We start from the raw sequence: 18,571 nt of genomic DNA, 5'->3' as shown, positions 1-18,571 counted from the left end.
TTGTTCTGTGCACCTCTATTACGACGGTGTGTTATGATCGGTGTTACCGGATTTCCACAGCGTGTTGATCCGGTCAAGCTGGCCCAGAGTATAAGCAATATGGCACAGGTCATGCACGAGTACCCATATCGCGGTACGGCCTTCGGGAGGAACCTCTCCCCAGCACAGTACACCACGGCTCAAATCAATAGGGCTTGGCTGCAATTGGCTGTCCTGCAGCTGATCAAATGTCTTGATCAGCCGTGCTCTGGTGTCGGAGAGCAGAATTTCCAACTGCTCATGGTTCCCGGATACGCCGAATTCATTGGCCCGGATGCGGTCTGTTGGTATACCGCCCACTACCTCGCCAATCCAATATCCTGCGGAGCCGAGCAGGTGATAGGCGAGAACATACGGACTATTGTTCATATGCTCCGGCTTCCAATTCAGTGCTTCGGGCGGGAGATTCCGAATGATGCGGAAGACATCCTCCAGCAGGCCTTCCCCAATCACCTTCAAATCTTGGCCGATCTCCGCGGCTACTGCCGTGTGTTGTTCATGTACTGACATATCCTCTCATCTCTCCTTCATTTCGTGTGGAATTCGGTAATGACTGAATCATAGTGGAACAACAGTGGCAGACCCCCGGTATGTACGAATACCACCGCATCATATGAAGTCAACTGTCCTGATTGTCCCATGTGGAGCAGTGCCGCCATCGCCTTGCCGGTGTAGACCGGATCAAGGAAGAGGCCCTCCGCTGTCGCAGCGGTATAAATAGCTTGTCTGCATTCTTCGGTAATCGCGCCGTACCTTTCACCGATAAAACGATCTTCAATCCAGATATCTTCTTGGCTCACCACATGATCGTATCCGGCAAGAAGCAAGGTCTCCGTAGCTACCCGTGCCGTCTTCTCCAGCTTGATCGGCGTTTTGCCGCTCACACTGACCCCCATAATGTCCAATGAAGAGGATAATACGCTTGCGCCTGCCACTAGCCCCGCCTGGGTTCCGCAGGTGCCTGTGGCAACGACAAGCAGCAGACGCTTTCGCTCAAGTCCGAGCGGCTTAAGCTGCTGAATCAACTCTTCCATGGCGAGAATATAGCCGACCGTCCCCAGAGCATCTGTGCCGCCTTCGGGAATAATGCAGGGAATGCCGCCTTCCGCCCGGATCGTGCCTGCTACCTGATCCATGATCTTATTGACCACCTCCAGCGGAGGACGGTCAGCAGGAGGCGTCGCAAAGGTAACCCCCGCATGCATCAGATGATCCAGATACAGGTTGCCGTGTTGTTCTTCGCTGGGGGTACCACTCAGCACGAGATGGGGCTGGAGTCCAAGCCTGCGGGCAGCGGCGGCGGTAAGGTGGGCATGATTGGATTGGATGGCTCCCGTCGTGATGACATGGGTTGCGCCGTCTTGTACAGCTTTGCCAAGCTGGAATTCAAGTTTTCTGGCTTTGTTACCGCCTCCTCCAAGCCCGGTCATATCCTCTCTCTTAATATACAGTGGACATCCCAGTTGCCTGGATAATTGTTCTGCAGGCTGCAAGGGTGTGGGCCAGGTTCCCAGGATGACCCGCGGCAATGAGTTAATTCTGTTCAAGTTCTCACTTCCCTTCAGGGGATTCTTTCAGCAGTGGCCGGTCGGGGCGGATCACCAGCCATAAGACGATGGAGCCGAGAACCGGGAGGATATTCAGCAGAATGGTTTTTTCCCAGCCGAAGGTCTGAGCCATCCAGCCACAGATTATCGGTGCAATAACCCCGCCTGTGCTGCCCCATACGTTCATCCATCCGCTCACGGAACCGGCGAATTCCTTGCCCAGATCATTGGCGAGCGCCCAGGATACGACAAAGGGCAGTCCCAGCGCCCCCAGTCCCACGGTAAGCCAGAGAACATTCAGCGCAGGTGTGCTGGCATAAGCCGCCATGTATAAGCCCAGGATGAAAACCAGAAAACCCGCAATTGCGACATAACCTCTGGATTTCATCAGCGAGCGCGTGGACCGCAAGAGCATGTCGGAGAAGGCTCCGCCGGCGATGGTGACGATACACAGCGCCAGCCAAGGGAAGCTTGCTGCAACGCCCATAGATTGGAGGGAGAAGCCGCGCGCCTCCATCAGATACGTGGGTAGCCAGGTCAGGAAGAACGTGTTCATATACAGAACGACCAGATATTGGCCTCCGATGGCCCAGAACCGGGGATTCCGCAGATATTGTCCCCAGGGCGCCTTAGCGGTTGAGCTGTTCGCGCTCCGGTTCGCCAGAATCAGCCGCTGCTCTGCTTCCGAGATCCAGGGATGCTGCTCGGGTCTGTCGCGGCCAATGATGAACCATACGATGGCAATGAGAACACCGGCCCCGGCGAACACGTAGAATACGGCCTGCCAGCCAAAAGCGGTCATAATGGCAACCCCCAGTGTCGGGGCAATCACCGGACCGAAGAAGGAGCCTGACAGCAGCGCGCTCGCAGCGCGGCCCTTCTCATGCTTCTGGAACCAATAGGAGTTGAAGGAGGCGTTGCCCGGATACATCGGCCCTTCGCCAACGCCGAAGAAGAACCGGACAATGCACATCATGACGTAAGAGGCGGCAGCGGCTGTGAATGCGGTAAACACGGACCAGAAGGTTATCGCGATAGCGATGATTTTGCGGGCCCCATACCGTTCGGCGAGGATGCCCCCGGGAATCTGGGCAAGGCAGTATCCCAGAAAGAAGAGGGAGGTTAACAGACCGAACTGCACCTTGTTGATATTGAGATCCTCCATCATAGGCTTGGCAACGATGGAAATGTTGGAACGGTCCATATAAGCGATGAGGCCGATGACGAAGAAGATGACGGCCATTCCCCAGCGCAGGCCCATTCTCTTCGGTTTCATTACAACAGCCGTACTGGCAGCTTGCAGCTTCGCTCCGGCTTGATTGTTCTCCATGCTGAACCACTCTCCTTCCCGTATTTGGATTGTATCCGATGAAGCGAGCGCTCAACCCCTTCGTGTAACTTAATTTAACATCACCAAAACTAACCGTCAATATAATTTTGAAGGGTTAGTTAATAAATTTTGATTTCTCTTCATTCGGCCTATGCTTTTTTGGGTTGTTGGGGCATGAATGTTACGAAAGATAACACATAATCAGGAGCCCAGCCGACGGGACTGAGTAGCCGCGTGGCTGGACATCGTTGAGCAGCCATAGAGGTACATGGCGATGCTGCTGTATGGCCCTTTCGGCTAAGCAGTCATAGAGCAGCACGAAAGGCACCCCGAAGGGTGCTTTTCGCAGTGATTATAATCCGTGAACCGGCTGATTTTTGGGCTGCTTATTTAACCCATTTATTGGAATATTTACTCTGGATCTGATACAATGCTGTTATAAAGGAGCTGATGGTATGAGTATTCTTTATTCGCTTGGCTTCCTGATTCTAGCGGCTGCTCCGCTGGTGTGGTATCAGGCGGCCCTCGGCAAAAGGATCAGCGAGGAAGAGAGGAAGGCCGGACGCGATCTGACCGGCGAAATCAATCCTTGGACCGGCGGCAGATGAATAGGAACGGCATAGGCTCTGCGGATACCGCAGGGCTTTTTCATTTAAAGTTTTAAGTATCACATGTGATCAAATTTTTATCTTGCGGGATGTGATGGCAATTCTCAGAAGTACCGCTGAATCAATCAAGCTGCAATGGCTTGGGCAAGGATATGCAGTGGTGCCTAAGGCAGTCATGCACTTTTATGTTTTACGGTTTACTTGCTGGTGGGAGGAACAAGGCTGGCCCCCGCTGCGTGGGCAAATCCAGCCCCACCAATATCTATGGGATATTCTGACCAAACCGGCGCTGCATGCGGCATTTGAAGCTGTGACAGGGGTACGCGAGCTTTGGGTCGACTTTGCCCCGCAGCCGTCGCAAGGTGCCTTCGGCTTGCTCCCTCCGTGAAGGCGCCGACCGGCTGACCCTGCTGAGAACGGATGGGGATGTGCGACGGATAAAGGATAATGACGTTGATGACGGTAATTTCAGGTATAATATTATGGGCACTTTTATGTACAGTAATCGTAGTTTCAGCCAGCTATCCGCTCTCCCTCGGGGAGCCGGAAACGGGATTGAAGAAGCGGAGCAACACTGCGCGGGACCCGTTTGCGATTCTGTTTGAAGCGTAGAGGGATGATGTGTGCGGAAAAATAGAAAGCCTCTCCGGGAAGGATTTGAAATGCGCCGCTGGAGAGGTTTTTTTGCTGCCGCTGCCCGGTACAGGTAATATTCCGGGAGCTTGGCAACAAAACTCTCGGAATACCCAAACAGCAATTCTATCAATTGAATATTTTATAGTATAAACCACGGGCTCCCCTGTGTCGTTGATTCGGGGACAAAAGATGGACGAGACCTCCTCCTGCATTACCCGGCGGCAGCTCTTGGCGGATGAATGGAGGGATACGGATGGATGTAGGCGCATTGACTGATCTTTTTAGCCACAATAACGGTTCAGTCGTGCTCAATGTGCTTTTGTCGATTGCCTTGATCTGGAGCATCAGGCAAATCGCCAGCAAGGAAAAGGTCATACAGAATTATCAGAAGCGGGACGAAGAAAACGAAAAGCAGCTGAGCGAATACAACCGTACCCTCGTCAAACTGCTCCTTGAGCGAGGCGGCAGTGAGAAATCAAGCGGTGAGGAGGTCGATCACAAGTGAAGCTCCTCGATATTTTCAGAACACAAGCGATCAAACCTAGCCGGGTCAAGCATGAAATCGACAAGCTGGGAAAAATCCAGAAAGCATTGGAATCCGACGACATGGAGAGCCTTATTGACCTGCACCGTTCGGGGCTGGGCAAGAGAGGAGATGATTTGCATGGACATTATTGATCTGACGTTGATTACGCTCGAAGCGATCGCAATGCTTGTGTTTGCCGCTTATGTGGTCCGCTACCGGAAATTTTTTCTCGGCCACGGGGAAGAGCGGACGTACAATCTATTTTTGCGGAGCGTGTGGATTACGTACGGCGCGGTGGCGCTGCTCTGCATGAATCTGCTGTGGGGCCGGCTTAATATTATTCTGGGCCTGAATTTCGGCAGCTTGTCCAATACGCTGCGGGAATATGTCATGGTTCTGACGATGATCCATCTGCTTTACGCCGGCTTGATGCATAAGGACCTATGGAACAACAATAAGCGAAAATAGGCTTACCGGCGGCTTTTGGATATAATGGATCCAAAAGGAGGCAGCAGCCTATGGAAGAACCGAAGTCGTTGAAAGAGGAGCGGGCCACGTTTGCGGGCGGCTGCTTCTGGTGTATGGTCAAGCCCTTTGACGAGCTGCCGGGCATTGTCTCGGTCGTATCGGGGTATACGGGCGGAACGACGGACAACCCTACCTATGATGAGGTGGGCATGAATACGACGGGGCATGCGGAAGCGGTGCAAATTACGTTTCAACCGGAGCTGTTCCCGTATGAGCGGCTGCTCGACATTTATTGGCAGCTGATCGATCCGACGGACGACGGCGGGCAGTTCATGGACCGCGGGGAATCGTACCGGGCGGCCATCTTCGTGCACAGCGAAGAGCAGCGGCGGCTGGCCGAGGCGTCGCGGGCGGCGCTTCAGGCGAGCCGCCGGTTCAAGAAGCCCATCGTCACGCCGATCCTTCCGGCGGCGGCTTTTTATCCCGCGGAGGCGGTTCATCAACACTACTACAAAACGCATCCGTTCGATTACAAGCAGTATCATAAAGCGTCCGGGCGGGATGAATTCGCGGAGCATCACTGGAACCGCGCGGAGGACCAGCGGAAGCGGCTGGCGGGATTAACGCCGCTCCAGATTGAAGTGACGCAGCGCAAGGCGATGGAGCCGGCATTCGCCAATGCCTATTGGAATTTCAACGGCGAAGGGCTGTACGCCGATGTATTGAGCGGCGATCCGCTGTTCCACTCCGCGGATCAATACGACGCCGGCGACGGCTGGCCGGCGTTCACGAAACCGCTTGCCGAGGGGCTGGTCCGCCGGGAGGCGGACCTTGGCGGCGGCAAGCCGAAGACGGCGCTGCGCAGCCGGCTCAGCGGCGCTTATCTGGGCCGTCTGCTGCACGACGGCCCCGGCCCGGACAAGCTGCATTACCAGGTGAACTCGGCGGCGCTGCGCTTTATTCCGAAGGAAGCGCTGGCGGAGCAAGGGTTCGCCCGATACCTGCAGCTGTTCCCTTAACCTCAAGCAGGCCCTTGCCGGTTCCTACGAACCGGTCAAGGGCCTGCTTTGTTTGTAAGGTAAGGCATGCTGAGCAGCATGCCGCACCGCTTGCCGCATTCCGTGCTGCGCACAGCAATGCCATCACCGGAACTAGCCGCGCAGAATGGTTTCGATCTGCTCCAGCTCTTCGGCGGTGAGCTCCGGCGCATTCAGCGAGGCGACGGCATCTTCGATCTGGCTGACCTTGCTGGCGCCGATCAGGGCGGAAGTTACCTTGCCGCCGCGCAGCACCCAGGAGAGGGCGAGCTGGGACATCTTCTGGCCGCGGGCAGCGGCGATTTCGCTCAGCTTGCGCACTTTGCCCAGCACTTCTTCGGTTACCGCGTTTTCGTTAAGGAACACGCTCGGTCCGGCGGCGCGGGAGTCCGGCGCGATGCCGTTCAGGTAGCGGTCGGTGAGCAGGCCGCCCTGCAGCGGCGAGAAGACGATGGAGCCGATGCCTTCTTCCGCCAGCACGTCCTGCAGCCCTTCTTCGATCCAGCGTGAGAACATCGAATAGTTCGGCTGATGGATCAGGCAAGGCGTGCCTAGGCGGCGGAGAATCTGCGCCGCTTCGCGGGCTTCGGCCGGCCGGTAGTTGGAGAGGCCGACATACAGCGCTTTGCCTTGGCGGACGATGAGGTCCAGCGCGGCCATTGTTTCTTCCAGCGGCGTGTTCGGATCGGGACGATGGTGGTAAAAAATATCCACGTACTCCAGCCCCATCCGCTTCAGGCTTTGATCCAGGCTCGACACCAGGTATTTCTTCGAGCCCCATTCGCCGTAAGGTCCCTGCCACATGTAGTAGCCGGCTTTGGTGGAAATGATCAGCTCGTCGCGGTATGGCGCGAGGTCATGGCGCAGGATTTTTCCGAAATTCTCCTCGGCGGAGCCGGGCGGCGGCCCGTAATTGTTGGCAAGATCGAAATGCGTGATCCCGAGGTCAAAGGCGCGGCGGACCATATTGCGTCCGTTTTCATAAACGTCGATGCCGCCAAAATTATGCCACAGGCCCAGGGAAATGGCGGGAAGCAGCAGACCGCTGCGGCCGGACCGGTTATATTTCATGCTGTCGTAACGTTCGGGGCTTGCAATATACATCTGGATTCCTCCTGTACGTGTAGAGATGTGCCGGGGTGACCCGGGCGAACACTCTAATTGTAGCAAGGAGAGGCGGGGCGGAATATGTCAGCATGGATGATGTTTATAGGACAATGTCATCTTCCTGATGCCGGCTGCGGTATTCCGAAGGCGATACTTGCTTGACCTTCTTAAACATCCGCGAAAACAGCAGCGGGTCCTGGTAGCCCACCGAACGCGAGATTTCACCGACGGTGCAGCGGGTTTCGGCGAGCAGTTCGCAGGCTTTGGCCATCCGGTAGTTGAGCAGATATTGCTGCGGCGGGAGGCCGACGGAGCGCTTGAACAGCGCGGACAAATATTTGCGGTCCAGCTTCAGCGACGCGGACATCATTTCCACCGTCACGTTCTCGTTGTAATGGGCATGCAGAAAATGCAGACATTCCTCCACGTAACGGCTTTTGATCCGCGGCACGGGAAGATTCTCGGGCGCCGCCGGTACGGTCCGCAGCAGCAATGCAAAAAAGTCGTACATGATCGCTTTCAGCGGAAGATCCAGGCAATCCTCCAGCGCCGCGGCTTCGGTCAGCCTGTCGTAAAGCTCCGGCATCAGCAACCCGTCCATCGGGAACACCGGGTGCTCCGGCGTCAGCCGTGTTGCAGCCAGCAGGCGGGCAATTTCATCGCCGGTAAAAGCGGCCCAGGAATACGTCCACGGGTCATGGCTGTCTGCGGCATAATACGTGACGATATGCGGGTAGATGAGAAAAGCCTGGCCCGCGCCGAGCGTATAGGTCCGTTCGCCGACGGTGACGATCCCGGTGCCTGCATGGATAAAATGGACTTTGTAAATATCACGGACGCCGGGCCCGACCGAGTGGCCGGGAGCGCAGCGTTCTTTGCCCCAATAATGAAGATGCATACCGGAAAGCCCTTGGGCAGGCCGGTAGGTATTGTATTTGAAAATAGCCATCGCGGATGCTCCTCTCCCGAATTCATGCATTTCTGATTCGAGGTGATTCCGCAGTCTATTATACAATACCTTGCCGCCGTTCACGCTTCCATTTTCAGCATGACCAGCTCATCCACGGGTTCGCCGCCGATTAAATGCTCCTGCACGATGCGCGGCACATCGTCGGTCGTGACGTTGTAATACCAGACGCCGTCGGGGTACACAATGACAAACGGACCGTTGCCGCAAAGTCCGAGGCAGCTCGTTTTGTTCAGCTTGACCGTTTTGTTGATGCCCTGCTCGACCAGATTTTCCTTAAACGCCTGCATCACATCCTCGACATCCTGATTGTTGCAATGCTCGCTGCAGCAGAACAGCAGATGTTTCTTCAGCACTTTGAGCCGCATATTCATGGACAATCCCCCTTCGGCCTGTAAAAATGGATGGTTTTCTTATGAAGGAGTATAGTCCCTTTTTCGTTGGCTGTAATGCGGCCGGACGCATTGTTCCCAAAGGCTTAACATCTGCTGAAAAAAGGTAAACTTTGTGTAAGTTAAACTTACGCATTTCAGGGAATGTGAAAAATATGTGACCGGAGACGGGCTTTCTGCCGTTTTGCCGTTTAGCGCCGGGCGGCTTGGTTAAGTAAAAAGAAAAGAATGCCCTTACCGGCAGAGACAGCAGGAGGGAAACCGCATGGATACGAAAATCGCAGGTGTGTTTGAACACGAGCATGATGCATCGCAGGCGATCGAGGAATTGAAGCGCCGGGGGTTCTATACCGATGACATCTCCGTCATTGCCCGCAACACCCGGCAGGCGGATGCCATTGCCGATGATACCGGTACGCGGGCGCCGGAGGGACTGGCCTCCGGCGCCGCGACCGGCGGATTTCTCGGCGGTCTGACCGGCCTGCTCGCCGGCATCGGGGCGCTGGCGATCCCGGGGATCGGGCCGATTCTGGCCGCAGGACCCATCGCGGCGACGCTCGCTGGCGCGGCGGTCGGCGCCGGCACCGGAGGACTGGTCGGCGGGCTCATCGGCCTTGGCATTCCGGAGGATGAGGCGCGCAGCTACAACAAGGAAATCGACGCCGGCCGGATTCTGTTGATGGTAGACGCAGAGGCCGGACGGGCGTCCGAGGTGCAGGAAGTGTTCCGCAGCCATCATTCGCTGAATGCCGGGAAGCTTCCGGAACCGCCGATACCCCGCGACATGGCGCTTCCAGATCGGAAGCCGATTGACGCCGAGGACATGGCGGATGCCGCCGCCCATGGGCATGGCCGGGAGGGCCGCAAGGATACCGGGCTGGACACGATGAATGCCGGCCGGACACGGTGAATGCAGACCGGGCAGATGGAATGTGGCCAGACCACGATGGATACAAGCAGTACCTGACCCGGCAGGCTGCAATACGCCAGCGTTTCAGGCGGAAATTAGTAAACGGGTTATTTTTGCGCGAGGGCATCGAGAGATGCCTTTTTTGCTGCGCCGGCTTTGCCCGTCAGCTTGCCGCTGAGCATGCCCTTCAGTGCCTGGACATTGACGAGAATGGTTCCGGCCAGAATCGTAAGCACGCCAAGCAGCGTCAGCCAGGTCACGGCTTCCCCGTAGAACAGATAACCGACGCCGACGGCAATCGGCGGAGATACATACAGCCAGGTCGAAGGAAACACCGGATTGGTACGGGCGACCAGCCAGTAGAACAACGAATGTCCGACCATCGATCCGGCAATTGTCAGATACAGCAGCGCGCCGGCGGGTTTCAAGGCAAACAAGGTTTCGGGATGGATGTCACCGGTCTCCGTGAACATGGACAAGACCAGGAGCAGGGCACCGCCATACAGCATTTGGGCGGCATTTAAGGCAATGGGCGAGACGTCGCTGAATGCGGCGGTTACTTTTTTGGAATAAATCGCGCCTCCGGCATAACAGCATTCACCGATCAGCACGACGACGCAGCCGGTCAGCCAGAGCGGCGAGTAATCGAGCGCCAGGCTGGGCAACACGAGCAGAATGACGCCGGCAAAACCGATGATGCAGCCGTACAGCGAAACCCGCGAAGGCTTCTGACGGAGCGCGGCGGTCTGCATCAGCAGAATCATCATTGGACCGGTGGCGGAGAGCACGGCGGCGAGGCCGGAAGAGACATACTGCTCAGCCCAGTACAGGCAGGAGAAGGTGCCGAAGCTGAGCGCCGCGCCGGTAATCAGCATTTCTTTGCGCAGCAGGAGGGAGAAGCTCGTCTTGCCCCGGGATCTGGCCCACAGCAGAATCAGGCAGCCTGCGAGGAAGAAGCGCACCCCGGCGGAGAAAAAGGGCGGGAGTCCCGCATCCACGCCGACCTTGATCGCGAGAAAGGTAGTGCCGAAGATCAGACAAACAATGGAATAGGCCAGTAAAATCATCAGGATTCCCCTTTACGGACATTTTTGTATATCATAAAGGGAATACCGCAGAACAGATTGGACTGCGCAGAACAGATTGACAGCCGGATGCTGTACAATGATAACAACGTAAATGAAGGCCACCGATTATGGGAGCCGGGGGAGTTGAAAATGAACAGTAAAGCGGGCTCGGTTCAGGGATATCCTTTGTTCCGCCAAGTGCGGGATCACCTCGCCAACCGGATTCAGCGCGGGGAGTGGAAGGCGCATGACAAGCTGCCTTCCGTGCGGCTGCTAGCCGAAGAATTGCAGGTGCACCGGTTAACGGTGTTCCGGGCATGCCGCGAGCTGGCAGACAGCGGAGTCATCTATGTGCGCGACAAAGCGGGATATTATGTCTCGCCCTCGGGCTCGGCGGAACATCGGGCGGATAACGGACGGGAAAGCGGCGAGAAGGCGGAAGTTCCCGGCTACGCCGTGGTCAATCCGCTCTCGGATATCCAGCGGCTGCGGATGAAATACCAGTTCTCGCAGGCGCTGATCGATCCGAACCTGCTGCCGAACCTGTATTTGTCCGACTATGTAAAAAAAGTATTCGATCTGTACCCGAAGGTCATGGGTACCTACGCGTCCATCCAAGGCGACGACGAACTGCGCGAAACGCTGAGCAGGCATTTCCGGCGCCGCTACGGGCTGCAGCTGTCCACGGACGAGCTGATCATTACCTCGGGCGCGCAGCAGGCGATCAATCTGGTCGCCGGGCTGCTCCTTGGTCCACTCGATGTTGTGCTTGTCGAGCGGCCGACGTACAGCGTGGCGATGGATATTTTCCGCCGCGCGGGGGCCCGGCTGCTGCCGGTTGAGATTACGCCCGGCGGCTACGACCTGGAAGCGTTGGAGGCGCTGATGCGCCGTCACCGGCCGCGCATGTTCTACCTGAACCCGACGCATCACAATCCGACGGGGTATACCGTGCCCGCTGTCCAGCGCAAGCAGCTGGTGGAGCTGGCGGAGCGGTACCGCTGCCTGCTGGTGGAGGACGACCCGTTCCGGGACATGTACTTTGGGGCCGAGCCGCCCCCGCCGCTGTATTCCTACGACACGGAAGGCTGGGTCATCTACATCGGAAGCTTCAGCAAATATGTCGCGCCCGGCCTGCGCATCTGCGCGGTCGCCTGCCGCCACCCGCTGATGGAGCGGCTGATCACCGCCAAGTCCATCGCGGACAATGGCACGCCGCTCTTAAATCAGAAAATCTTCCTCCACTACTACACCTCGCCGCGCCTGCAGCAGCATCTCGAGAAGCTGCGGATCGCGCTTCAGGTGCATAAGGAGATTATGGAGGAAGCGCTGGCCGGCGCAGGCTGGGAGTGGACGCCGCCCCAAGGCGGCTTGAACCTGTGGGTGAAGCTGCCGGGGGCGGGCTCCACGGCGGAGCTGCTGCCGGCGGCAATGGAGCAATCCATCACCTTCATCCCCGGCGAGGTGTTCGACCCGCTTGGCGGAATGCGGAATTACCTCCGCCTCAGCTACTCTTATGTCGGCGAGGGACTGCTGCGCGCAGGGATGGACCGGCTGATCCGGCTGGCGGAGGGCAAGCGGCCGTTGTAGGCAGGCAATTAACTACGATGGCCGGTCAAATTTGGAAAGCTGAATAACCCCGGTGCGAATATGCGTGCACATCCATTTCCCCCCTGTTGATCCGGCGGATTGTGGTTGTGCCCCGCATGGCACCGGGGTTATTCGTGTGTGGGAGAGTTATTGGCGCGCAGGTTAGCTTCGATACTTCGAACGGAGTGCGGGCCGACGGAGAAACGGTTAGTGGGATTTCATCCCACTAATTTCGCCTGAAAGAACGAATTGAAGCAATTAGTGGGAAAACATCCGCTTAATTCATGCTATTTTGCGCGAATGCCCGTGTTGGACTTGAATTAGTGGGATTTCATCCCACTAATTTGTTGCTCGCAGAATAGCAGCCGAAATAGTGGGATGTTTTCCGCCTATTTGCTCCGCGCAAGCTCGCTCCGCCAGCCCGCCGCGCCCCCAGCCCGCCGGCCCCCAGCCCGCTGCGCCTAGCTCGCGGTATGCTCGCCGAGCACCAGCTCGCCGGCGGCATCGGCGCGGCGCTGCTGCTTGCGCGCAGCCCCGGCCGCCGCCTTGCGGGAGAGCTTGCCGCCGAGCGCGATGGCGGATTTTTCAACAAACGTGTAGCTGAGCGCAGCGATTGGAATGCTGATTGCCAGCGTGAGGAAGCAGACCGCCCAGTAGGGGAGCGTGCCGCGGAAGATATAGCCGACGCTGAGCAGCACGATGAAATGGTACAGGTACAGGCTGTACGAGATGTCGCCGAAGAATCGGACCGGCTTCTTCGAGAGCAGGGCGATCGTTTTGCCCGAGGCCAGCGCCAGGGTCAGGAAGATCAGTACGCCGGCGGCAATGCCGTAATCGTCGAATACACGGTTAAACGGAACGTGAATCAGATTGGAGACGGCGCGGGAATAGCAGTAGAGCAGCAGGGCGGCCGCGGCGAGCGCCCATTTTTGCCTTACGGTCATGCGGAGATACAGATTCATAAGCTTGTCCCGGTGTTTGGCGGCAAGCGCCCCGATGATGAAAAACGAGCCGTAATAGAGCGTATCGAAAAAGGTAGTGTGGAAGCCCCGCGAGGTTTCGATTTGGAAAATATCATTGACGGCGCTTACCGCCACAAGAGCGGCACATAGACCGAGGTTAAAGCCGAGGCCGCGTTTGATGATCAGCAGCATAATGAGCGGGAAAACGATGGAGATGCGCATTTCATGAATGAGCGACCAGATGACGGTGTTGTAAGCATCGGTGTGAATATTCCCCAGCAAGCCCACATGTTCAAGGATCAGGCCGAGACCGAAACCGCTTTGCCAAAAGGTGTAAAGATGCGAGCCGACTTCCGTTTCGCTGCGGGAATGAAATTGAAAGGCCAGAAAAACGGCGGCTCCGAGGGCCACGAGATAGGGGAGATAGATGCGGAACACTCTTTTGATCAGATAGGAAAAGTAGGGCAGCGACCTGCCTTCAAGAAACGGGAGGGCCAGAACAAAACCGCTGAGGATAAAAAAAAGGATTACCGCCTGGTGGCCGCCGATCAGCGCCCGGGCCGGAGTATAGCGAAAGATTTCGGGAAGTGCGGGGTAATACTGCCAGAGATGGTGGAAAAGCACGGACAGCGATGCAAGGCCTCGCACGGAATCTAGCGGAACTACCCGTTTCATCACATCACTCCTTCTAGATATAGAAATATTTTACTGGTAATCATAACCCAGCTTTTTTGTCAGTTCAAGTAAAATTAATGCAAAATTTAAGTTAAAATTTGTTGGGGTGTCGCTGATATTTTGACGAAAAAGTGAATTTAAGAAAATATTCCCTTAATATTGGGGACTTATGATGTTTTTGGTAAACCTATCTATGTGGGAGGGAAACAATGAACACTCAGAAGAAGAAACGGATGGCAGCTACAGGATTGGCAGTAACCGCAGCTGGCGCATTGCTGGCGACAAACCTGATCGGAGCTCCTGCGGGAAAAACGGCGGAAGCCGCTACGGCAACCACCAAAAATGTAATCATTTTTGTCGGCGACGGCATGGGCACGGCGCAACGCGACGCGATCCGCCTGGCGACGGTCGGCGAAAAAGGCAAGCTGGCGATGGACGACATGCCGTATGCCGGCCTGATCCGCACCAGCTCCACCATTCCGGTTACGGACTCGGCGGCGGCGGCAACGGCGTTCGCAAGCGGTGTGAAGACCTACAACGGGGCTATCGGCATGGATGAAAACAAAAAATCGGTTAAAACGATTATGGAATATGCGAAGGATGCAGGCAAATCGACCGGCGTCGTAACGACCAGCCAGGTGACGGACGCTACCGGCGCCGCTTTCGGAGCGCATGTGGAAGACCGTTCGAAGCAAAGCGATATCGCGCTGCAATTCCTGACTTCAAGCAAAGTGGACGTGCTGCTCGGCGGCGGCGAAGACTTCTGGTACCCGGCAGGCAATCCCGGCAAATTCGCCGATACGCCGGCAGAAGATCCTTCCGAGAAGAGCAAGGGCACGCAAGGCAATCTGATCGATAAAGCCAAATCGCTGGGCTATACTTACGTCACCACGAAGGACGGCCTGAAAAATGCGAAAGGCTCCAAGCTGCTTGGCCTGTTCGCCAATGAAGAGATGTTCCAGCAAAAGCCGGAAGGCGAAGGCGACATCTACAATCCGGTCGTTCCGCTTGCCGAGATGACGCAAAAAGCCCTCAGCACCCTGTCGGCCAATAAAAAAGGCTTCGTGCTTATGGTTGAAGAGGAAGGCACCGACGAATTCGCTCACCAAAACAACGCCAAAATGACGATCAAATCCGGCCAGGAGCTGGACAAGGCGGTAAGCGTAGCTAAAGCGTATGCCAAAACCCATACGGACACGCTCGTCATCGTACTGGCCGACCATGAAACGGGCGGCTTTGCGATTGAATCGGCCGACGACGCCGACGAATCCGGCGACGGCATCTCCAAGGAAGACGGTCCGTTTGCCATCGCGAACTCCAAGCTGAACTTCGTCGTGGACTGGACAACCTCCGGCCACACCGCGGTGGACATTCCGGTAACGGCTACGGGTAAAAACGCGCAGCTCTTCACCGGCGTTTACGAAAACACCGAAGTGTTCAACAAGCTGATGCAGTCGCTGGGACTGAAGGCGAAGTAATAAGAAGGCAGCAAACAAAGGCTTCATCAAACGAAGATTGCGTCCGACAAATCCGGCGTATCTGCAAGCAAGGCATCGGGCCTTTTGCGGATACGCCTATTTTTCATATTGCACTGAAAACGGTTTTATGATATCTTGAGTGAGTAAAAACGTTTTTATAGAAAGAAGAATAACTATGGCGAGAGTGACCATCAAGGACGTGGCACGGGAAGCCGGCGTTTCGATTTCCACCGTCTCCAACGCGCTGAACGATGTGGACGTACTGAATCCGGAAACGAAATCGCATGTGCTTGAGGTGGCCAAACGTCTGAATTACGTGCCGAACCTGAACGGCAAGCTGCTTAAATCGGGAACGACCAAAATGATCGGCTTTTTCACGACAAGCGTGTCCGGTCCCTATTTCTACAAGCTGGTCGAATCGATGGCCAGCACCTGCGACCGCCTGGGCTATGGGCTGAATGTGTTCGTGACCAAGGATAAACAGGTCATTATGAGCAACATCCTCGGCAACCGGGTCGACGGCGCAATTATTTATGAAGAGCTGCGGATCAACGATCTTGATATCGCCGCGATGGAGAAGGGCAAGATCAAGGCGGTGTTTCTGGACCGGCTGATCGAAGGCGATACGACGGGCAGCGTCATTTTCGACTCGTTTGTCGCCGGCTATGAAGCTACGAAATACCTGATCGGACTGGGACATAAGCGGATTGCCTATATCTCGGGCGTCGCCACCATGTTCGACAGCGAGCAGCGGAAGGCGGGGTATTTGGCCGCGCTGCGCGAGTATCATCTGGATACGCCTGAAGAATACATTCTTCAGGGATATTTCGAGGAAGAAGCGACGTACAATGCCGTACGGTCGTTCCTGCGGATGAATACCGACAAGCTCCCGGACGCCTTTCTGGCCGGCAACGATCTCAGTGCCATCGGCTGCCTGCAGGCGCTGAAAGCGCTCGGCTACGAGGTTCCGCGGGATATCAGCGTCATCGGCTTCGACGATATCGACATCGCCCAGTATTATTCGCCGCCGCTGACAACGGTTCGCAATCAGATTGCCCGGCAGGGAATGCTGGCGATCGAGCAGCTGGTGCGGATGATCCGCAAGAAAGAGAAGGGCGCAATGGTGAAGCTGGAAGGCGAGCTGATTGTCAGAGGCTCCAGCCATGTGAAGCTCGACCGCAGCGATATTTTGTAGGCGCTGAGGATGAATGTTTTTAGTAAAGCGGAAGAACCCTGAAATTGGGGAAAGGGGTTTTTGTGCGCAAAAATAAAAACGTTTTTATGAAACGGGATTATTTTAGGAAAAAGGGTTGCAGAAAGGGGAGGTCATTATGGGTAAAGGGGACGCCGCGCCGTCCATCGGCGGCATGCCGAATCACCGGCCAAAGCAAAAGCCGGGCCGAATCAAGGCATTCTGGACCGACTATGCCAGACAGTGGGAGCTTCAGTCGATGGTGCTGCCGGGCGTGATTTTTATGATTATTTTCTGCTACATACCGATTTACGGACTGAGTATCGCTTTTAAAAATTACACGGTGATCGATACGCTGGATTCGGCCCCATGGGTCGGACTGGATAACTTCAAAATCATCGTCGACGATCCGTACTTCTGGAAGGCGGTCATCAATACGCTGGGCATCAGCTTCCTGAAGCTGGCGGTCGGCTTCGTCATTCCGATTATTCTGGCGGTCATGATCTACGAGCTGAACCTCGGCCGGTTCAAGCGCTGGGTGCAGACAATCTCGTATTTGCCCCATTTTCTGTCCTGGATCGTGCTCGGCGGCATGCTGATTACATGGTTCTCGACCACAGGCTTGTTTAACCAACTGCTGCTCGACTTCGGCTTGATCTCCAAGCCGCACAATATCCTGCTTGACGCAGGGAAATACTGGTGGATCGCCACGCTCTCCGACATCTGGAAAGAAGCGGGCTGGGGCACCATCCTGTATCTGGCCATCATGGCGAAGATCGATCCGACCTATTACGAGGCGGCCAAAATCGACGGCGCAAGCCGGCTGCGGCAAATCTGGAGCATCTCGCTTCCGAATATGCGCACGATCATCAGCCTCAACCTGATCCTGACTGTAAGCGGTTTACTCGGCTCCAATCTGGACCAGACGCTGGTGCTCATGAATTCGCAGAACCGGGAAAAAGCGGAGGTCATCAACTCCTACGTATACCGGATGGGTCTCACGCAAGGCGATTTCTCTTACGCGACGGCGGTCGGTCTCGGCGTATCCATCGTGTCCGTTATCCTGCTCGTCTCGGCGAACGCGGTGACCAGCAAGCTGAACGACAATCAATCCGTCTTATAGGAAGGAGGCCCTGGCCATGCATCAAAAAGCGATCAAGGAAGATCTCGACAGCCGGATTTTTAACGCGGTCAATCTTGTCCTGCTGATCTTGTTTACCGTCATTATCGTCGTTCCGCTCTGGAACGTCATTATCTCCTCCTTCAGTTCAGGCCGCGCGCTCGCCGAAGGCGGATTCATCTTCTGGAGCAAGGAATTTTCGCTGGAGAATTACCGCGCCGTCTTCCGGGACAGCAGCATCTGGCAGTCCTTCTTTATATCCGTTACCAAAACCCTCCTCGGCGTTGCTACGCATGTATTTTTCTGCGCCATGGTCGGATATGCGCTCAGCAAAAAATACATCCGCGGCCGCAAGCTGTATGTAGCGATGGGCGTCATTACAATGTTTTTCTCGGGCGGGATGATTCCGACCTACCTGCTGATCAAATCGCTGGGCCTGCTCAACACCTTCTGGGTGTATATCATTCCGGCCCTGTTTAGCTACTACGATGTCGTTATCCTGATGAACTTTTTCCGGAACGTGCCGGATTCGCTGGACGAATCGGCCAAAATCGACGGTGCCGGAGATTGGCGCACCTTTATCAGCATTTTCATTCCGCTGTCGATGCCCGCCATGGCAACGATCGCGCTGTTTAACGGCGTCAACCAGTGGAACGATTTCATGACCACCAAGCTGTACATCACCGATCAGGCCTTGTACCCGCTGCAAATGAAGCTGTATGAGATTATCGTGCAGTCGCAGACCCAGTCGATGCAGAACATCGGCGGCTCGGCCGTGATCGAAACCACCACCAAAGGGGTTCAACTCGCAACGATTGTCATTACGACTCTGCCGATCGTTGTGATGTATCCATTGCTTCAAAGGTACTTCATCTCCGGCATGACGATGGGGGCGGTCAAGGAGTAGGCGATGTTGGAGG

At 55.9% G+C, this 18,571-nt stretch carries 20 protein-coding genes; 12 read left to right on the top strand and 8 right to left on the bottom strand.

The genetic code is table 11. The features are described 5' to 3' along the window. Positions 1-18 precede the first annotated feature (18 nt). The 3 genes from BMW84_RS13720 to BMW84_RS13710 are packed head-to-tail and all read right to left on the bottom strand — an operon-like array spanning position 19 to position 2,916. Positions 19-549: a DinB family protein gene (locus tag BMW84_RS13720; protein WP_091069320.1), complete on the bottom strand. Its 531-nt coding sequence runs from the start codon at positions 547-549 to the stop codon at positions 19-21. Positions 550-566: 17 nt separating this feature from the next. Then, on the bottom strand, positions 567-1,568 hold the full coding sequence (locus BMW84_RS13715) for a D-cysteine desulfhydrase family protein (protein WP_302848101.1): 1,002 nt from the start codon (positions 1,566-1,568) through the stop codon (positions 567-569). Positions 1,569-1,590: 22 nt separating this feature from the next. Continuing rightward, positions 1,591-2,916, bottom strand: coding sequence for an MFS transporter (locus BMW84_RS13710; protein ID WP_254772982.1), 1,326 nt, complete (start codon positions 2,914-2,916; stop codon positions 1,591-1,593). A 455-nt stretch (positions 2,917-3,371) separates the two neighbouring features. On the opposite strand from BMW84_RS13710, the gene BMW84_RS24835 reads away from it, so the two are divergent. The 6 genes from BMW84_RS24835 to msrA all read left to right on the top strand — a co-directional run bounded on the left by BMW84_RS24835 (position 3,372) and on the right by msrA (position 6,173). Further along, entirely contained in the window at positions 3,372-3,524 is a 153-nt protein-coding gene (locus BMW84_RS24835) for a hypothetical protein (protein WP_175498810.1), read from the top strand. Between the two features lie 94 nt (positions 3,525-3,618). Then, entirely contained in the window at positions 3,619-3,912 is a 294-nt protein-coding gene (locus BMW84_RS13705) for a hypothetical protein (RefSeq protein ID WP_091069315.1), read from the top strand. A 501-nt stretch (positions 3,913-4,413) separates the two neighbouring features. Further along, positions 4,414-4,665: a hypothetical protein gene (locus BMW84_RS13700; RefSeq protein ID WP_091069312.1), complete on the top strand. Its 252-nt coding sequence runs from the start codon at positions 4,414-4,416 to the stop codon at positions 4,663-4,665. Continuing rightward, positions 4,662-4,838: a hypothetical protein gene (locus BMW84_RS24830; protein WP_175498809.1), complete on the top strand. Its 177-nt coding sequence runs from the start codon at positions 4,662-4,664 to the stop codon at positions 4,836-4,838. The genes BMW84_RS13700 and BMW84_RS24830 overlap by 4 nt, the downstream gene beginning before the upstream one ends. After that, positions 4,825-5,154 (top strand): hypothetical protein, encoded by a 330-nt coding sequence (locus BMW84_RS13695; RefSeq protein ID WP_091069309.1) that lies wholly within the window; start codon positions 4,825-4,827, stop codon positions 5,152-5,154. Before BMW84_RS24830 ends, BMW84_RS13695 begins: the two co-directional genes overlap by 14 nt. Positions 5,155-5,204: 50 nt before the next feature. After that, positions 5,205-6,173: a peptide-methionine (S)-S-oxide reductase MsrA gene (gene msrA / locus BMW84_RS13690; RefSeq protein WP_091069307.1), complete on the top strand. Its 969-nt coding sequence runs from the start codon at positions 5,205-5,207 to the stop codon at positions 6,171-6,173. A gap of 132 nt (positions 6,174-6,305) precedes the next feature. Here the strand turns inward: msrA and BMW84_RS13685 are convergent, their stop codons facing one another. From BMW84_RS13685 to BMW84_RS13675, 3 genes are all read right to left on the bottom strand, one after another. Continuing rightward, positions 6,306-7,295, bottom strand: coding sequence for an aldo/keto reductase (locus BMW84_RS13685; protein WP_091069305.1), 990 nt, complete (start codon positions 7,293-7,295; stop codon positions 6,306-6,308). A 103-nt stretch (positions 7,296-7,398) separates the two neighbouring features. Then, on the bottom strand, positions 7,399-8,247 hold the full coding sequence (locus tag BMW84_RS13680) for an AraC family transcriptional regulator (protein WP_091069303.1): 849 nt from the start codon (positions 8,245-8,247) through the stop codon (positions 7,399-7,401). 80 nt (positions 8,248-8,327) lie between these two features. Continuing rightward, on the bottom strand, positions 8,328-8,639 hold the full coding sequence (locus tag BMW84_RS13675; RefSeq protein WP_091069300.1) for a (2Fe-2S) ferredoxin domain-containing protein: 312 nt from the start codon (positions 8,637-8,639) through the stop codon (positions 8,328-8,330). A gap of 283 nt (positions 8,640-8,922) precedes the next feature. Between BMW84_RS13675 and BMW84_RS13670 the strand changes: the two genes are divergently transcribed. Continuing rightward, positions 8,923-9,567 (top strand): general stress protein, encoded by a 645-nt coding sequence (locus tag BMW84_RS13670; RefSeq protein ID WP_091069298.1) that lies wholly within the window; start codon positions 8,923-8,925, stop codon positions 9,565-9,567. Between the two features lie 107 nt (positions 9,568-9,674). Here the strand turns inward: BMW84_RS13670 and BMW84_RS13665 are convergent, their stop codons facing one another. Next, positions 9,675-10,634 carry a DMT family transporter gene (locus tag BMW84_RS13665; RefSeq protein ID WP_091069295.1) on the bottom strand — a complete coding sequence of 320 codons (960 nt, stop codon included), beginning with the start codon at positions 10,632-10,634 and terminating at the stop codon, positions 9,675-9,677. 150 nt (positions 10,635-10,784) lie between these two features. On the opposite strand from BMW84_RS13665, the gene BMW84_RS13660 reads away from it, so the two are divergent. Continuing rightward, on the top strand, positions 10,785-12,224 hold the full coding sequence (locus tag BMW84_RS13660) for an aminotransferase-like domain-containing protein (RefSeq protein WP_091069755.1): 1,440 nt from the start codon (positions 10,785-10,787) through the stop codon (positions 12,222-12,224). A gap of 461 nt (positions 12,225-12,685) precedes the next feature. On the opposite strand, the gene BMW84_RS13655 is transcribed toward BMW84_RS13660, so the two are convergent. After that, positions 12,686-13,861, bottom strand: coding sequence for an acyltransferase family protein (locus BMW84_RS13655; RefSeq protein ID WP_091069292.1), 1,176 nt, complete (start codon positions 13,859-13,861; stop codon positions 12,686-12,688). A gap of 209 nt (positions 13,862-14,070) precedes the next feature. Here BMW84_RS13655 and BMW84_RS13650 point away from each other — a divergent pair, with 209 nt between their 5' ends. The 4 genes from BMW84_RS13650 (at position 14,071) to BMW84_RS13635 (ending at position 18,558) form a co-directional block, all read left to right on the top strand. After that, positions 14,071-15,339 (top strand): alkaline phosphatase, encoded by a 1,269-nt coding sequence (locus tag BMW84_RS13650; RefSeq protein ID WP_091069290.1) that lies wholly within the window; start codon positions 14,071-14,073, stop codon positions 15,337-15,339. Between the two features lie 175 nt (positions 15,340-15,514). Continuing rightward, entirely contained in the window at positions 15,515-16,534 is a 1,020-nt protein-coding gene (locus BMW84_RS13645; protein WP_091069288.1) for a LacI family DNA-binding transcriptional regulator, read from the top strand. Positions 16,535-16,670: 136 nt separating this feature from the next. After that, positions 16,671-17,654, top strand: a complete 984-nt coding sequence (locus BMW84_RS13640) for an ABC transporter permease (RefSeq protein WP_091069285.1) — start codon at positions 16,671-16,673, stop codon at positions 17,652-17,654. A gap of 16 nt (positions 17,655-17,670) precedes the next feature. After that, positions 17,671-18,558 (top strand): carbohydrate ABC transporter permease, encoded by an 888-nt coding sequence (locus BMW84_RS13635; protein WP_091069283.1) that lies wholly within the window; start codon positions 17,671-17,673, stop codon positions 18,556-18,558. The last annotated feature ends 13 nt before the right edge of the window (positions 18,559-18,571 follow it).

The organism is Paenibacillus sp. NFR01, from assembly GCF_900111565.1.
Lineage (GTDB): Bacteria > Bacillota > Bacilli > Paenibacillales > Paenibacillaceae > Paenibacillus_AQ.
Note: the sequence above shows the minus strand (reverse complement) of the source record. Positions and strands in the feature narration are given on the sequence as shown.

What these genes read in the sequence shown, in the direction of transcription:
- BMW84_RS13705 (WP_091069315.1), top strand. Translation starts at nt 3,619, where the DNA reads ATGGCAATTCTCAGAAGTACCGCTGAATCAATCAAGCTGCAATGGCTT.
- BMW84_RS13720 (WP_091069320.1), bottom strand. Translation starts at nt 549, where the DNA reads ATGTCAGTACATGAACAACACACGGCAGTAGCCGCGGAGATCGGCCAA.
- BMW84_RS13700 (WP_091069312.1), top strand. Translation starts at nt 4,414, where the DNA reads ATGGATGTAGGCGCATTGACTGATCTTTTTAGCCACAATAACGGTTCA.
- BMW84_RS13670 (WP_091069298.1), top strand. Translation starts at nt 8,923, where the DNA reads ATGGATACGAAAATCGCAGGTGTGTTTGAACACGAGCATGATGCATCG.
- BMW84_RS13650 (WP_091069290.1), top strand. Translation starts at nt 14,071, where the DNA reads ATGAACACTCAGAAGAAGAAACGGATGGCAGCTACAGGATTGGCAGTA.
- BMW84_RS13645 (WP_091069288.1), top strand. Translation starts at nt 15,515, where the DNA reads ATGGCGAGAGTGACCATCAAGGACGTGGCACGGGAAGCCGGCGTTTCG.
- BMW84_RS13680 (WP_091069303.1), bottom strand. Translation starts at nt 8,247, where the DNA reads ATGGCTATTTTCAAATACAATACCTACCGGCCTGCCCAAGGGCTTTCC.
- msrA (WP_091069307.1), top strand. Translation starts at nt 5,205, where the DNA reads ATGGAAGAACCGAAGTCGTTGAAAGAGGAGCGGGCCACGTTTGCGGGC.
- BMW84_RS13685 (WP_091069305.1), bottom strand. Translation starts at nt 7,295, where the DNA reads ATGTATATTGCAAGCCCCGAACGTTACGACAGCATGAAATATAACCGG.
- BMW84_RS13710 (WP_254772982.1), bottom strand. Translation starts at nt 2,916, where the DNA reads ATGGAGAACAATCAAGCCGGAGCGAAGCTGCAAGCTGCCAGTACGGCT.
- BMW84_RS13675 (WP_091069300.1), bottom strand. Translation starts at nt 8,639, where the DNA reads ATGAATATGCGGCTCAAAGTGCTGAAGAAACATCTGCTGTTCTGCTGC.
- BMW84_RS13665 (WP_091069295.1), bottom strand. Translation starts at nt 10,634, where the DNA reads ATGATTTTACTGGCCTATTCCATTGTTTGTCTGATCTTCGGCACTACC.
- BMW84_RS13635 (WP_091069283.1), top strand. Translation starts at nt 17,671, where the DNA reads ATGCATCAAAAAGCGATCAAGGAAGATCTCGACAGCCGGATTTTTAAC.
- BMW84_RS13695 (WP_091069309.1), top strand. Translation starts at nt 4,825, where the DNA reads ATGGACATTATTGATCTGACGTTGATTACGCTCGAAGCGATCGCAATG.
- BMW84_RS13655 (WP_091069292.1), bottom strand. Translation starts at nt 13,861, where the DNA reads ATGAAACGGGTAGTTCCGCTAGATTCCGTGCGAGGCCTTGCATCGCTG.
- BMW84_RS13640 (WP_091069285.1), top strand. Translation starts at nt 16,671, where the DNA reads ATGGGTAAAGGGGACGCCGCGCCGTCCATCGGCGGCATGCCGAATCAC.
- BMW84_RS13660 (WP_091069755.1), top strand. Translation starts at nt 10,785, where the DNA reads ATGAACAGTAAAGCGGGCTCGGTTCAGGGATATCCTTTGTTCCGCCAA.
- BMW84_RS24835 (WP_175498810.1), top strand. Translation starts at nt 3,372, where the DNA reads ATGAGTATTCTTTATTCGCTTGGCTTCCTGATTCTAGCGGCTGCTCCG.